Source organism: Acidimicrobiia bacterium (assembly GCA_035948415.1).
In the GTDB taxonomy this organism is placed as follows: domain Bacteria; phylum Actinomycetota; class Acidimicrobiia; order IMCC26256; family PALSA-555; genus PALSA-555.
Window position 1 is genome coordinate 46,044 of sequence record DASZJD010000084.1, and the last position, 14,072, is coordinate 60,115.

General features: G+C 72.3%; 12 protein-coding genes. 4 read left to right on the plus strand and 8 right to left on the minus strand.

Annotation, left to right across the window (positions count from 1 at the left end; all coding sequences use genetic code 11):
- From VG869_11745 to VG869_11755, 3 genes are all read right to left on the minus strand, one after another.
- The gene (locus tag VG869_11745) at positions 1-2,274 is read right to left on the minus strand and encodes a UvrD-helicase domain-containing protein (protein ID HEV3451864.1); all 2,274 of its coding nucleotides are present in this window, start codon (positions 2,272-2,274) and stop codon (positions 1-3) included.
- 63 nt (positions 2,275-2,337) lie between these two features.
- The gene (locus VG869_11750) at positions 2,338-2,958 is read right to left on the minus strand and encodes a histidine phosphatase family protein (protein ID HEV3451865.1); all 621 of its coding nucleotides are present in this window, start codon (positions 2,956-2,958) and stop codon (positions 2,338-2,340) included.
- 40 nt (positions 2,959-2,998) lie between these two features.
- Complete coding sequence (locus VG869_11755; protein ID HEV3451866.1) at positions 2,999-3,814, minus strand: SDR family NAD(P)-dependent oxidoreductase; 816 nt, start codon at positions 3,812-3,814, stop codon at positions 2,999-3,001.
- A 34-nt stretch (positions 3,815-3,848) separates the two neighbouring features.
- Between VG869_11755 and VG869_11760 the strand changes: the two genes are divergently transcribed.
- The 3 genes from VG869_11760 to VG869_11770 are packed head-to-tail and all read left to right on the plus strand — an operon-like array spanning position 3,849 to position 6,880.
- Positions 3,849-4,889 carry a TlpA disulfide reductase family protein gene (locus tag VG869_11760; protein ID HEV3451867.1) on the plus strand — a complete coding sequence of 347 codons (1,041 nt, stop codon included), beginning with the start codon at positions 3,849-3,851 and terminating at the stop codon, positions 4,887-4,889.
- A complete protein-coding gene (locus tag VG869_11765; GenBank protein ID HEV3451868.1) occupies positions 4,886-5,761 on the plus strand; it encodes an SMP-30/gluconolactonase/LRE family protein in 876 nt (291 codons plus the stop codon). Before VG869_11760 ends, VG869_11765 begins: the two co-directional genes overlap by 4 nt.
- 42 nt (positions 5,762-5,803) lie before the next feature.
- Positions 5,804-6,880 carry a Zn-dependent alcohol dehydrogenase gene (locus VG869_11770; protein HEV3451869.1) on the plus strand — a complete coding sequence of 359 codons (1,077 nt, stop codon included), beginning with the start codon at positions 5,804-5,806 and terminating at the stop codon, positions 6,878-6,880.
- Between the two features lie 15 nt (positions 6,881-6,895).
- On the opposite strand, the gene VG869_11775 is transcribed toward VG869_11770, so the two are convergent.
- The 4 genes from VG869_11775 to VG869_11790 form a co-directional block, all read right to left on the minus strand.
- Positions 6,896-7,615, minus strand: coding sequence for a PIG-L deacetylase family protein (locus tag VG869_11775; protein HEV3451870.1), 720 nt, complete (start codon positions 7,613-7,615; stop codon positions 6,896-6,898).
- Between the two features lie 148 nt (positions 7,616-7,763).
- Entirely contained in the window at positions 7,764-8,264 is a 501-nt protein-coding gene (locus VG869_11780; GenBank protein HEV3451871.1) for a VOC family protein, read from the minus strand.
- Positions 8,261-9,439 carry an amidohydrolase family protein gene (locus VG869_11785; GenBank protein ID HEV3451872.1) on the minus strand — a complete coding sequence of 393 codons (1,179 nt, stop codon included), beginning with the start codon at positions 9,437-9,439 and terminating at the stop codon, positions 8,261-8,263. The genes VG869_11780 and VG869_11785 overlap by 4 nt, the downstream gene beginning before the upstream one ends.
- Before the next feature lie 70 nt (positions 9,440-9,509).
- Entirely contained in the window at positions 9,510-10,172 is a 663-nt protein-coding gene (locus VG869_11790; GenBank protein HEV3451873.1) for a TetR/AcrR family transcriptional regulator, read from the minus strand.
- A gap of 122 nt (positions 10,173-10,294) precedes the next feature.
- Here VG869_11790 and VG869_11795 point away from each other — a divergent pair, with 122 nt between their 5' ends.
- Positions 10,295-11,953, plus strand: coding sequence for an MFS transporter (locus VG869_11795; protein ID HEV3451874.1), 1,659 nt, complete (start codon positions 10,295-10,297; stop codon positions 11,951-11,953).
- Here the strand turns inward: VG869_11795 and VG869_11800 are convergent.
- Positions 11,950-14,072, minus strand: a 2,123-nt coding sequence (locus tag VG869_11800; protein ID HEV3451875.1) for an LAGLIDADG family homing endonuclease, incomplete at its 5' end; no start/stop codon positions are given. The two genes, VG869_11795 and VG869_11800, sit on opposite strands and share 4 nt — an antisense overlap.

Sequence of the window (14,072 nt, forward strand, 5' to 3'; positions counted from 1 at the left end):
CTACGACGCCGCGATCGGAGCGGCGGCGAGCGCGGCGGCCGCGAGCGGCTCTGGGAGCGGGTCCGCGTGCACGACGGCGAGGGTCCGGGTGGCGCGCGTCAGCGCGACGTACAGCAGCCGGAGCCCGGGCGGGTCGGTCGGGACGAGCTGGGCCGGCTCGCCGACGACGACGTGGTCGAACTCGAGGCCCTTGGCGTCGCCGGCGCGCAGCACCGCGACAGGGGCGTCGAGCGCGTCGACGGTCCCTGAGCGTGCGCCCACGTCGGCGAGCTCCTCGACGAGTTCGCGATGCCGCGAGGCCGGGGCGATGACCGCGACGGTCCCGCCCGCGGCCACGCCGCGACGGGCCTCCTCGGCGAGGGCCGCGACGAGACTCCCGGCGTCGACGCCCACGAACCGCGGCTGGGCGCCGGTCCGGCGGACCGATTGGGTCGGCTCGGCTCCCGCCTCGGTCGCGGCGAGCACCTGGTGGGCGACCCGCATGATCTCCGCCGGGGTCCGGTAGTTCACCGACAGCGTGACGACGCGGGGCTCGATCCGGCCCGGGAGGAGCCGGAGCACCTCCGACCAGTCCCGCAGCGCGCCGGGCCGGCTGGCCTGCCCGAAGTCGCCGACGACCGTCATCGATCCGGTCGGGCAGCGTCGGGCGAGCATGCGCCACTGCATGGCCGACACGTCCTGGGCTTCGTCGACGAGGACGTGACCGAAGGTGCGGGGCTCGTCGGCCGCCTCGGCGGCGCCGTGACCGTCGCCGCGGTAGCGGCGGGCGAGCTCGGCCGGCGTCACGAACCCGCCCACGCCGAGCTCGGCCACCACCGCGGCCGCGGCGTCGTCGCCGCGCGGCCGACCCCGCCGGCGCCGCGGTCGCGCCGCTTCGGGGGGCCCGAGCCGAGCGTCGGCCTCGTCGATGAGCGCCAGGTCGGCCTCGGTCCACGGGACGTCGCGCGGCCTCGCCGACCGCTCGCGGGCGAGCTGCGCCTGCTCGTGGCGGGACAGGACGCCGTCGGCGGCCGACCGGATGAGGGCGGGGAACGAGAACAGGTCGTGGACGAGCTCGCCGCCCGTGAGCACCGGCCACATGCGCTCGAGGGCGCGACGGACCTCTGGGAGGCGACGAAGCCGGGCGTCGAGCTCACGGTCCCAGTCGGCGTCGTCGGGGGCGGCGGCGCCGAGGGCGCGCCGATACTGGTCACGCAGGTGCTCGACCACGGCGCGCACGACGCCCGGCCGCTTCGCGTTGTGGGTGCCGCGTCGCCGCCGCGCCCGCTCGATGATCCGCGTCGACGCGGCCGCGGTCAGCCGCAGCACGGTGCCGTCCACCATCAGGACGAGGTCGCGAGGCAGCGGGTGCTCCCGGTCCCGGAGGGCACGGTCGACGACGCGGATCATGCGCGGGTCGCCCTTCAGGCGAGCCGTGTCCGCGTCCTCGTCGCCGACCGCGCGGTAGGAGGGCTTCAGGCCGGCGAGCGTCGACAGCTGGACGTCGTTCTCGCCGAGCGACGGGAGCACCTGGTCGATGTAGCGCAGGAAGATCGAGTTGGGTCCGACGATCAGCACCCCCTGGGCCGCGAGGCGGCGGCGGTGCGTGTAGAGGAGGTACGCGGCCCGGTGCAACGCGACCGCGGTCTTGCCCGTCCCCGGGCCGCCGGCCACGACGAGCACCCCGCGGTCGGGGGCGCGGATCGCCTCGTCCTGCTCGGCCTGGATGGTGGCGACGATGTCGCCCATCCGGCCGGTTCGAGCCCGGTCCAGCGCGGCCAGCAGCGCCGCCTCGCCGAGGACCGTCAGCCCCGAGGACTCGGCCTCGTCGCGGTCGAAGACCTCGTCGTCGATCGCGACGAGCTCCCGGCCGTCGCCGGGGCGGGTGAGGAAGTGGCGCCGGCGGACGACGTGCATGCGATCGCCGGCGGTGGCCCGGTAGAAGGGCTCGGCCACCGGGGCCCGCCAGTCCACGACCAGGGGCGCCTGGTCCTCGTCGGTGACGGCGACCCGCCCCACGTAGAAGGTTCGAACGGCCGCGGACGGCGGCTCGGGCTCGAGGTCGAGGCGCCCGAAGCAGAGCGGCGCGGCGCCGATGTCGAGGGCGGCGAGCCGGCGTCGCGTCAGCTCCTCGGCCGCGTCCCGTTCGAGGCGCGCCTGGTGGGTGCCGCCGGCGCCGACCTCCGAGTAGCCGTCGGCGACGCGCCGGGCCGCGTCGCGCATGGCGTCGAGTCGGTCGTAGGCGCGGTCGACGTAGCGCTGCTCGGCCGCAAGCTCTGGGTGCGCAGCGGACAACGGGGCGCGTGCTCACCTTCAATCGGCGACGGGGGGACCGACCAGAATAGGTCGGCCCGGCGCCTATTCGGACGGCGTGCCCCGCCCCGGGTCCACGCCTGGGCCCTCGCCGGTCAGGAGCGAGACGCGCGCCCCCAGCCGGAGCCGCTCCCCGTCACCCTCGAGCCAGACGCCGCCGAGGTTGGGGACCGGCCACGGGGCCGCGCCGAGCCCGCTGACGACGGCGCGGATGAGACCGCCGTGGGACACCACGACCACCGGCGCGTCTGCGGCAGCCGCCGCGGCGGCGCCGAGCGCGGGCCACGCCCGTGCGCGCACCGCCTCGTCGTCCTCCCAATCCTCGGGGCGGCGGCCGTCGGCCAGCCACCCCGGGTAGCTCCGCTCGATCTCGTCCTGGGTCAGCCCGGTCCAGGCTCCGACGTGACGCTCCCGCAGCCGCGCGTCCACCCGCACCGCCGCCCCGTCGGGCGTCAGCAGCTCGGCCGTGCGGCGGGCCCGGGCCAGGTCGGAGGCCCAGACCGTGGTCGCCGGGTCCAGCGTCGCGGCGGCGGACCGGGCTTGCGCCGCGCCCAGCTCGCTGAGCGCGGGGTCGGCTTGGCCCTGCCAGCGGCGCTCGGCGTTCCACGTCGACTGGCCGTGCCGGAGGAGCAGGACTCGGGTCGACCCTCGAGGGCCGGACCTCACGCCCGCACCGCCGGCGCCCACGGGCCGGGCGGGTCCCCGGCTACGGCCGCCGGGGCCGGTTCGTCCACCCGCCCTCCTCGGTGCGGAACCAGCCGCCGGCGGCGTAGGTGCCGCCGTCGGCGTGGACGGTGGTGCCGGTCACGAAGCCGGCCAGGTCCGACGCCAGGAAGAGCGCCACGCCGGCCAGGTCGGCCGGCGTCCCGAAACGCCCGATCGGCACCCACTGCGGGATTCGGGACTCGTCCCCGGGCTGGAGCCACCGGGAGTACGGGACCTGGAGCGTCTCGGTGACGTCGGGCGCGATGGCGTTGACCCGGATCCCGTGCTGCGCGTACTCGAGGGCGAGGCTCTTCGTCAGCGCCGTGACCCCGGCCTTGAACGCCGCGTAGACCGCCCGGGTCGGGATGCCCCGGAAGGCCTCGATCGTCGAGACGTTCACGATCGCCCCCGATCCGCGCTCGACCATGTTCGGGAGCACGGCTCGGGTCAGGAGCAGCACGTGCTCGAGGTTCACCCGATACAGGTCGAGCCACTCGTCCCGCGTCGATTCGTGGAAGGGCTTGCGGGCCCCCCCGTAGTGGCCGACGTTGTTCACGAGGATGTCGACGCCGCCCCGATCGTCGAGGGTCGCCGCCAGCACCCGGTCCACCTCGGCCTCGTCGCGTACGTCGGCCACCACCCCCGACGCGACGCCGCCGGCGGCGCGGATGGCGGTCACCGTCTCGTGGGCCCGGCTCGCGTCGAGCTCGGCCACGGTGACGGCCGCGCCCTCGGCCGCGTACCGCTCGGCGATGCCGCGCCCGATCCCCCCGCCCCCGCCCGTGACGATCGCGGTCTTGCCCTCGAGGAGCCCCATGCGGCGAGCCTATGGCCCCGGGTAGGTTCCTCCCATGAGTGATCGCGCCACCATCGTCGACGACGACCACGCCGTCACCGTTCGTGCCACCGCCCGCGACGGCACGCTCCTCGTCCCCGCCGAGGACGTCGCGCGCGCCACCGGCTGGGCACTGAAGCCAGAGGGGTTGTGCCGCGACGACGTCTGCGTCCCCGTCCCCGACCACGCCGCGCTCGTCGTCGACGGGTCGATCGACGTGCGTGGCCTCGCGGCCGCGCTGCGGCGGCCCGTCGCGGTCGAGCCCGACGCCAGCCTGGCCGTGCTGGGCGAGGCCACGAGGACGGTCAGCACCCGCCTCGCCGCGCTCGAAGCCCCGCCGTTCACGCTCCCCGACCTCGACGGGCGTCCGGTCTCCCTCGACGACTTCGCCGGCCGGAAGCGCCTGCTGATCGCGTGGGCGTCGTGGTGAGGGTGCCGCTGGGACCTGCCCGTGTGGCAGGCGCTGCACGAGGAGCTGGCCGCGACCGGGCTCGTGATGCTGGCCGTGGCCCTGGACGAGGACCCCGACGCCGTGCGCCAATGGGCGCGCGACGAGTCCCCCGTCCCGCTCACCTATCCGGTCTTGGTCGACCGCGACCATGTCGTCGCTGAGCGGTACGGGATCCTGAACATCCCGACCACGGTGTGGATCGACGAGCGGGGCCGCATCGCTCGGCCACCGGCGATCGCGCCCGCCGACGACCGGTTCCGAGACTTCACCCAGATCGACTCGGGGGTGCACCACGCCGACCTCCGTCGATGGGTGCTCGAGGACGTCGCGCCGCTGAGCGACGCCGAGGTCAACGAGCGGCAGCTGCTCCCGGACGACGACGTGCAGCAGGCTCGGGTCGAGCGACGCCTCGCCGTGCACCTGCTGCGGAGGGGTGAGCGCGCGGCGGCGGAGCGGCACCTGGCCACGGCGATGGCCCTGGCGCCCGCCGACTGGACCATCCACCGCGGCTCGATGCCGCTGCGCGGCGAGGACCCCTTCGGGCAGGCTTTCTTCGACTTCTACCAGCAGTGGGAGGCGGCCGGGCGGCCGGGCTACGGGCCGTGAACGCCGAGGTCGTCGCGACCGGCATCCGGTTCCCCGAGGGCCCGGCCTGGTGCCCCGACCCGGCCGGCGGCGCCGGCACCCTCGTGGTCACGAGCGTCGCCGACGGCACGCTCGAGCGCGTCGACGTCACGGACGGACGGGTCGAGCGCATCGCGAGCCTGGGCGGCGGCGCCAACGCGGCCGCGGCCTGCCGCGACGGCGGCTTCCTCGTCACCCAGAACGGCGGGATCGACTTCGCCAGCACCCACCTCTACGAGGACCCGCCGCCGTTCCGCCCGGTGACCCCCGGGATCCAGCGCGTCGCCCCCGACGGCACCGTCACCTACCTCCTCGACGACGGGTTCCGAGCGCCGAACGACCTCGTGGTCGCCGACGACGACACCGTCTGGTTCACCGACCCGCCGCCGTACCCGCCTCCGACGGATCCGGTCGGGCGGGTGCACACCATTCGACGTGACGGGACGAGCGCGGTGGTCGCCACCGGCTTCCTGTACTGCAACGGGATCGCGCTCGAGCCGGACGGCACGACCGTGGTGGTCGAGGCCCGGGGTCTGCTGCGCCTGACGCCCGATGGGGGCCGGGAGTGGATCGTCGAGCGGCTGGCGGGCGGCGATGGCGACGGGCTCTGCGTCGACGAGGAGGGGCGCTTCTACGTCGCCAACACCGCCGCGCACGGGGTGCGAGTGCTCGAGCCGGACGGGACCGACGTGGAGTTCCTCGGCATCCCGGGCACAGGCGTGACCACCAACTGCTGCTTCGGCGGCGCCGATCGGCGCACCCTCTTCGCCACCGACGGTCTGCCCGGCCACGTCGTCGCCTGGGAGGGCCTGCCGACGCCCGGCCTGCCGGTGCGGCCCTGGTCCGGCCCCTGATACGTTCGACCCGGCGAGCCGAAGTACCGAGGAGGCACGCGCATGCGAGCAGCGATCTTCGTGGAGCCGAACGGCGACCTCGTCGTCGAGGACGTGACGCCGACCGACCCCGGACCCCGAGACGTCGTGGTCCAGGTCACGGCCAGCGGCGTCTGCCACTCCGACCTGTCGGTGATCAACGGCACGCTGCCGATGCCGCCCCCGGCGATCCTGGGCCACGAGGGAACGGGCGTCGTCGAGTCCGTCGGCTCCGAGGTGTCCCGGGTGAAGAAGGGCGACCGGGTGATCGGCTCGTTCATCCCCGCCTGCGGCGTGTGCTGGTTCTGTCGCAACCAGCAGACCAACCTCTGCGAGCAGACCTACGCCGTCATGGCCCCTCAACGCGCCACGCGTGGCGACGGCTCGCCGCTCATGACCATGACGGGGCTCGGCACCTTCTCGGACGTCATGACCTGCAACGAGATCTCGCTCGTCAAGGTGGACACCGACCTCCCCGACGAAGAGCTCGCCCTCATCGGCTGCGGGGTGACCACCGGGGTGGGCGCGGCCCTCAACACGGCCAAGGTCATCCCGGGGTCGACGGTCGCGGTCGTCGGCTGCGGCGGCGTCGGCCAGGCCGTCATCCAAGGGGCGAGCATCGCGGGAGCGGCGCGGATCATCGCCGTCGACCCTGTCGAGCTGAAGCGCGCGACCGCCCTGGAGCTCGGCGCGACCGACACCGTCGACCCGTCGGCCGGCAACCCGGTGGCGCAGGTCCAGGAGCTGACGGGCGGACGCGGCGCCGACTACGCCTTCGAGGTCATCGGGAACCCGGCGACGGTCCTGCAGGCCTTCGACATGACCAGGGCCGGCGGGGCCTGCGTCGTGGTCGGCGTGCCCCGCTTCGACCAGACCATCGACCTGCCGACCATGCCGCTCATCCTCCAGGAGAAGCGGGTCCTCGGCACCGTCTACGGATCGGCCCAGGTGAACCGGGACTTCCCCCGACTCATCGGGCTCGTCGAGCAGGGCAGGCTCGACCTCGGGCACATGGTCTCGCGGCGCATGAAGCTCGACGAGATCAACGACGCCCTGCGGGCCATGCAGGCGGGCGAGGTGATCCGCAGCGTCATCACCTGACGCTGCGGGCGCCGCTCAGCGCGTCTCGATGCCGACGAACCCCTCGGCCAGGCGGCCCTCGGGCCACCCGGCGAGCTTGGCCAGCGCGGTCTGCCAGCCCCGCAGGAGCGGCTCCAAGCGGTCCGGGTCCGGGTGCTGGCTGACGTGGCAGCGGAGCGCCTCGAGCTTGCGGTCGAAGGCGTCGGTCACGTCCACGAAGCGATCCGGCGTGTTCGCCGCCATGAGCCACAGCTCGTCGACCGACCACGGCTCGAGCCCCTCCTCGTCGAGCAGCTCGGGGTGCGCGAACGGGTTGCGGGCGTCGGGGTAGACGGCGCAGAGGGCCGCCTCCCCGGCCGCGAGGTGGTCCGGGTGGCTGGCGTAGATCCGCTGGTAGTTGCGGTCCGGTGACTGCGAGAGGACCCGCTGCGGCCGGACCTGGCGGATGACCCGGCTCAGGTCGCGGCGCAGGTCGAGCGTCGGCTCGAGCCGGCCGTCGGGGTAGCCGACGAACACGAGGTCTCGCACGCCGACGACCTTCGCCGCCGCCGTCTGCTCGGCCCGGCGGATCTCCGCCATCTCGGCGCGCGAGACGCTGCGGTCGAAGCCACCGGCAGCGCCGTCGGTCACGATGCAGTAGGTGACGTCCATGCCCGCGTCGGTCCAGACCGCGGCGCTGCCAGCCGCCCCGAAGTCGACGTCGTCGGGGTGCGCGGTGATGATGAGGACCCGCTCGACCGAGTCATCCGAGGTCACGAGTCGACCCTAGCCCGGGGGTTCGCGTCGGCCCGCGCCGGTCCCGTGGACGGCGGCGCGCGGGCGGCATCGGGTGCTGTCCGCGGCCTGACCGCCCGCGCCACCGAGTCCTCCGATGTCCTGCTCGCGGGTGGGGCGACGCCGTCCCTCAGAACACCGGGTTCCCGTACATCTCGCCGAGCGGGTCGCTGATGAGCTCGATGCGCGCCCCGTCGGGGTCCCGGAAGTAGAGGGATGAGGAGATGCACTCGGTCGCCACGCCGGCGGCCTCGAGCCGGCTTCGCTGCTCGGCCCAGCGCTCGGGTGGCACCGAGATCGCCAGGTGGTGCAGCCCGCCGAGCACCTCGGCGTAGGGACCGAGGTCCAGCCCCGGGAAGTCGAAGAAGGCCAGCGCGTTGCCGTTGCCGATGTCGAAGAAGAAGTGGGTCGAGCCCGCGTAATCGCGGTTCTCGAACAGCTCCGTCAGCGGGAAGCCCAGGGTCTCCTGGTAGAAGCGGATGGTTCGCTCCACGTCGTGGCTCAGCAGGGCCACGTGATGCACGCCCCGAGCGCTCGTCGCCGGCCGCTCCCCCCGCGGACGCAGGTACCGTTGCCGCAGGTCCTGCCATTCCTGCTCCCGCGCGCCTCGGGACACCGCGGCCTCGCTCATGCCGGTCTCCGCGCCGTCAGCTCCCTCGCGTTGTCGCGCAGGACGAGGCGGCGGGCGTCGTCGTCGAGCTCCTTGAGCTCGGCGACGTAGTCGAGCGGCCGGGGCATGCCCTCGATGTGGGGCCAGTCGGACCCGAAGATCACCCGATCGGCGCCCATGAGCTCGACGACCTGGACCGGGTCGTCCTCCCAGAACGGGTTGATCCAGATGTGGCGTCGGAAGGTCTCGGCCGGGTCCTCGCCGAAGTAGCCCGGCATCTTCCGGGCCGTCGACTCCAGCTTCTTGAAGAGGTCGGGCAAGAACTCGGAGCCGTTCTCGACCGAGGCGACCCGCAGGTTCGGGAAGCGGTCGAAGAGCCGGTCGAAGACGAGCGTCAGCAGGAAGTCGTACGCGGCCCGCTCGATCGCGAGCATCTTCACCGAGGGACGGCCCGCGCCCTCGAACGTGGCGGCGAAGCCGTCCTTGGCGTAGCCCTGGGACGAGTACCCGCTGTCGCCGGCGTGGACGACGACGGTGATGCCCGCCTCGCTCGCCCGAGCCCAGAACGGGTCGAACGTCGGATCGGTGGGCGGCCGCGGCCCGGTGGTAGTCGTCGGCGCCGCCGGCCTGAGCACCACCGTGCGAGCGTCGCGGTCGAGCGCCCACTCCAGTTCCCGGACGGCCCAGTCCACGTCGCAGAGGGACAGGTAGGGCGCGGCGTAGATGCGGTCGTGGTAGTTGCAGCCCCAGTCTTCGTCGAGCCACCGATTGAAGGCGGTGAAGGTCAGCGTGACCGCCTCGGGGTCGTCCTTCAGCAGCTCCTCGTAGAGGATCCCGAGGGTCGGGAACAGCCAGACCGATTCGAGGCCGAACTCGTCGAGGGTCCGCACCCGCGCGTCGCGGTCGCGGTACTCGGGGCGGATCGGCTCCCGAGCCCGGAGGAGCTCGAGCGGCGACTTGGCGTCGGGGTTCCCGCGGAAGTAGTCGTGCAGGGCACCGGCCTTCGCGATCGGGTCGAAGGTCGGGTTGACGACCGCGTGGCTGACCCGGCCGCCGACGACGTGGTAGCGACGTCCGTCGACCTCGGCCCACTGCACACACCGCGGGCCCAGTCGCGGATCCAGATGGCGGGTGAAGGCATCGATCGCCTCGTAGTAGTGGTTGTCGGCGTCGAAGACGAGGTAGTCGAGGTCCACGGCCGCCAGCGTAGAGCCCGAGCTGACGTCGCGGATCGGCGGCGAGCGCGCGCTGCCCGCCCGCCTGAGGTCAGGACTGGGCCTGCTTGAGCAGCTGGCTCCGACGACGGGCCCGGAGCCGATCGAGCTGCTGGAAGCTGAGCGGGTGACCCGGCAGCGGACTCGACTCGAGCGGTCGGAGACCGTCTAGGACGATCGTGAGGTAGCGCTCGCGGAGAACCTGGTCGACGCCAGCGAGGGCGGCAGCATGCGCGATCCCGGCGAACAGCATGGCCATGTCCGCCGGCCCGATGTCCGAGCGCACGGTCCCGTCGTTCTGGGCGCGCTCGACGAGCTCGGCGACCGCCTGGCGGAGCGCGACTTTGACCTCGCGTGTGCTCGTCGGCAGGTCTGCCGTCAGCGCCATCTCCTCGGCCAGGATCCGGTGGCGCGCCTGAAAGTCAGCCATCGTCGTGACGAAGCGGGTGAACGCGCGACCCGCATCAGGATCGGACAGCGCGGCTCTGGTCGCCTCGAGGAGCTGCTCGCACACGCTCTCCAGCACGGCTGCGATCAGCCCTTCCTTCGTCGTGAAGTGTCGGCAGACGGTGCCGACGCCGACCCCAGCGCGCTGCGCGATCTCTTCAACCTGCACCTTGAGCCCTCGCTCAGCGAGGAGCTCGGCGGCGGCCTCGAGCACCCGCTGACGGTTGCGCACGCCGTCGGCGCGCATGGGTCGGGTCGACACACTCACCGCGGGGCTCCTCCGGGAGGCGGCTTGACAGACGGAACCGTAGTTCCGTATCGTGGTCTGAAACGGTAGCATGCTTCCGATTAGCCGTCGATCCCTGCTGAGAGCGCGAGTGGTTCTCCTCCATGACTGACGAGCCGGCGCGCGTGGAGAGCGAGCTTCGGCTGTACGAGCGGCGCTGGTGGACGCTCGCCGTGCTCTGCCTGAGCATCGTGATCATCTTCGTCGGGAACTCGAGCCTCAACGTGGCGATCCCGACCCTGTCCCGGGTGCTGCACGCCACGAACTCCGAGCTGCAGTGGGTCGTGGCCGTCTACTCGCTGGTCTTCGCCGGGCTCCTCTTCTCGGCCGGGGCGCTCGGTGACCGCTTCGGTCGAAAGGGCGCCCTGCAAGCCGGCCTCGTCTTGTTCCTCGTCGCCGCGGCGCTGGCCTCGGAGTCGACGGTCATGTGGCAGCTCATCGCTTGTCGAGCCCTCATGGGCGCCGCCGCGGCCTTCATCATGCCGTCGACGTTGTCCATCCTGATCAATGTGTTCCCTCCCGAGGAGCGCACGAAGGCGATCGCGATCTGGGCCAGCTTCACCGGAGCGGCCGGCGCGATCGGGCCGGTCGGGAGCGGCATCCTCCTCGGACACTTCTGGTACGGGTCGATCTTCTTGATCAACGTCCCGATCGTCGCGCTCGCGCTGATCAGCGGCCGGTTCCTGATCCCGAAGTCGCGGGACCCCGAGCAGGCGCGTTTCGATCCCCTCGGCGCCTTGCTCTCGATCGTCGGGATCGGGGCCGTCGTCTACGCCCTGATCGAGGCGCCGAACAGCGGATGGCTGGCCACCTCGACCGTGGCCGCCTTCGCGTCGGGCGCCGTCGCCCTCGCTCTCTTCGTGGTGTGGGAGCGTCGGGTGGCCGACCCCATGCTCGACATGACCTATTTCCGGAACGCCGCCTTCAGCACCGGGACCAGCGGGATGATCCTGCTGTTCCTCGCCATGTTCGGCGTCATCTTCCTCCTCACCCAGTACTTCCAGCTGGTCCTCGGATACTCACCGCTCGGGGCCGCGTTGCGCCTCCTGCCGATGGCGCCGATCATGCTGATCGTCGCTCCCCTGACGCCGCGGCTCTCGGCCCGCGTCGGCGTCAACCGGACGGTCGCCTCCGGGATGGCGCTCATCGCGGTCGGGTTCCTGCTCTTCCACGGCTTGACCGTGCACACCGCGTACCTCTACGTGCTCGGGTGTCTCGTGCTGCTCGTGGGCGGCATCAGCCTGGCGATGGCGCCGATGACGGCGTCGATCATGTCCGCGGTCCCCCTCCGCCGCGCCGGAGCGGGCTCCGCGACGAACGACGCCACACGGGAGCTCGGTGCTGCCCTCGGCATCGCCGTGCTGGGCAGCGTGGCCGCTTCCCGCTACGGGAGCAGCCTCGGTCCCTTCGTCGGCAGGCTCGCGGCGTCGGCGCGCAGCACCGCCCGCGGCTCCCTCGCCGGCGCGCTCCATGTTGCCTCCGGCCTGGCGCCAGCGGCGCGGCGGGCGCTGGAGCTGGGCGCCAAGCACGCCTTCGTCGACGGATTGCGGTTGTCGGCTCTGTTCGGCGCGGCGCTCGCCGTCGCCTCGGCCGTCATCGTGATTCGCTACCTGCCCCGGGTGCTCGCCCACCAAGGCGCGGCTCGAGGCCCGATCGAGGCGGCTGAGGACGCCGCCGAGCTCGGGCTCGCCGGCACGCTCCCGGTGTTCGCCGACGAGCCCGCCGCACCGTCCGGCGCCAGGTCGGGAGCGGCTTCGGACTAGGAGCAGCCGCTCGTCGCGCCGCAGCTCGGGCACGTGTGACACGAGCCCGCCCGCTGCATGATGTCCCCACACACGTAGCAGAGCACCACCTCGGCTTCGCGTGTCGTCGGGGCGTCCTCGACCGCCGCCGCGGCATCCGCCGTCGGCAGCCCCGCCGACGGGGCGCGGTCCTCCGGCGGCAGCAGATCGAGGCCGGGCTCGTTCCGGATCGCGGCCTCCTCGACACCGGGGAGCGTCGGCTGCTGGCGCTCGTGGATGGTGAAGATGCCGAGGTCCGTCCGCTCCTCGGTCGTGAGGTACTCGACCGCGAGGCGACGGAAGATGTAGTCGACGAGGCTGGTCGCGAAGCGGATGTCGGGATCGTCGGTCATCCCCGCGGGCTCGAAGCGCATGTTCGTGAACTTCTCGACGAACGCGCGCAGCGGAACCCCGTACTGCAGTCCGAGGCTGACCGAGATCGCGAACGCGTCCATGATCCCGGACAGCGTCGACCCTTGCTTGGCGACCTTCAGGAACACCTCGCCGGGCCGGCCGTCCTCGAACTCCCCGACGGTCGCGTACCCGTGACAGTCGGCGACCCGGAACGAGAACGTCTTCGACGTCCGGGTGCGGGGCAGCTTCTGACGGACCGGCTGCTGGACGATCACGGTCTCGACGATCCGCTCGACCTGCTGGGCGAGCCCGTTCTCCACCGAGTCGGTCGCGGCGCCGGCCTTCTTCTGCGTTGCGAGGGGCTGCGCGACCTTGCAGTTGTCGCGGTACAGCGCGACCGCCTTCAGGCCGAGCTTCCACGCGTCCAGGTACAGCTGGCCGATCTCCTCGACCGTCGTCTCCTCGGGGACGTTGGCGGTCTTCGAGATCGCGCCGCTGATGAACGGCTGCACCGCCGACATCATCTTCACGTGACCCATGTAGTGGATCGTGTTGTCACCCATCGAGCAGGCGAAGACGGGCAGATGCTCGTCCTTGAAGTCGGGCGCGCCGAGGATCGTCTTCTGCTCCTCGATGTGCTCGACGACGTTTTGGACCTGCTCGTCCGAGTAGCCGAGCTTGCTGAGCGCCCGCGGGATCGTCTGGTTGACGATCAGCATCGTCCCGCCGCCGACCAGCTTCTTCGCCTTCGTCAGCGCCAGGTCGGGCTCGATACCCGTCGTGTCGCAGTCGAGGGCCAGCCCGATCGTGCCCGTGGGGGCCAGGACGGTCGCCTGCGAGTTGCGAACACCGTGGATCTCCGCGGTGTCGACCGCCTCGTCCCAGGACCGCTGCGCGGCGCTGAGCAGGCTCGGCGGGACACTCTCCTCGTCGATCTTGGCAACCTCGGCCCGGTGCATCCGAAGCACGTTCAGCATCGGGTCCCGGTTGTCGGCGAAGCCGGCGAACGGCCCCATCCGCCCCGCGGTCCGGGCGCTCGTCGTGTAGGCGTGGCCGGTCATCAGCGCGGTGATCGCCGCCGCCCAGGCTCGACCCTGATCCGAGTTGTACGGGAGGCCTTGGGCCATGAGCAGCGCCCCGAGGTTCGCGTAGCCGAGTCCGAGCTGCCGGAACCGGCGGCTCGTGTCGGCGATCTTCTCGGTCGGGTACTCGGCGTTGCCGACCAGGATCTCCTGCGCCGTGAACACCACCTCGACCGTGTGCTCGAACGCCTCGGTGTCGAAAGTCCCATCGTCGTTCAGGTACTTCAGGAGGTTGATGCTCGCGAGGTTGCACGCCGAGTTGTCGAGGTGCATGTACTCGGAGCAGTTGCGAACCACGATGCCGTTGACGACGTAGCTGTGGTTCCGCGGCTCGCACAGGTTGTAGGTCAGCTCGACCCCGTCGTCGCAGCGCTCGACGAGCCGGACGTCCTCGTCGGTGACGTAGCGCCGGTGCTCGACGACGCACCGGGCCAGCGCGGCGGACTTCGACGGGATCGAGAACCCGATCGCGTCGGCAAAGCGGGCGATGGACCGACTCGAGATGCGCAGGTCGAACGTCGGCCCCGTTGCGTACTCGACCTCGGTGCCGTCCTTGCGCTGATACCGGAACGCGGTTTCGGCGGAGCGTTTCGTCTGATACATGCGGGAGAAGATCCCGAACCCGGTGAGGAGACGCTGGACGCCTCGCAGGAGCTCGTCGGAGG

Bases quoted from the DNA above. Each gene is read 5' to 3' on its own strand.
- VG869_11770 (HEV3451869.1), top strand. From the start codon at position 5,804: ATGCGAGCAGCGATCTTCGTGGAGCCGAACGGCGACCTCGTCGTCGAG.
- VG869_11795 (HEV3451874.1), top strand. From the start codon at position 10,295: ATGACTGACGAGCCGGCGCGCGTGGAGAGCGAGCTTCGGCTGTACGAG.
- VG869_11780 (HEV3451871.1), bottom strand. From the start codon at position 8,264: ATGAGCGAGGCCGCGGTGTCCCGAGGCGCGCGGGAGCAGGAATGGCAG.
- VG869_11755 (HEV3451866.1), bottom strand. From the start codon at position 3,814: ATGGGGCTCCTCGAGGGCAAGACCGCGATCGTCACGGGCGGGGGCGGG.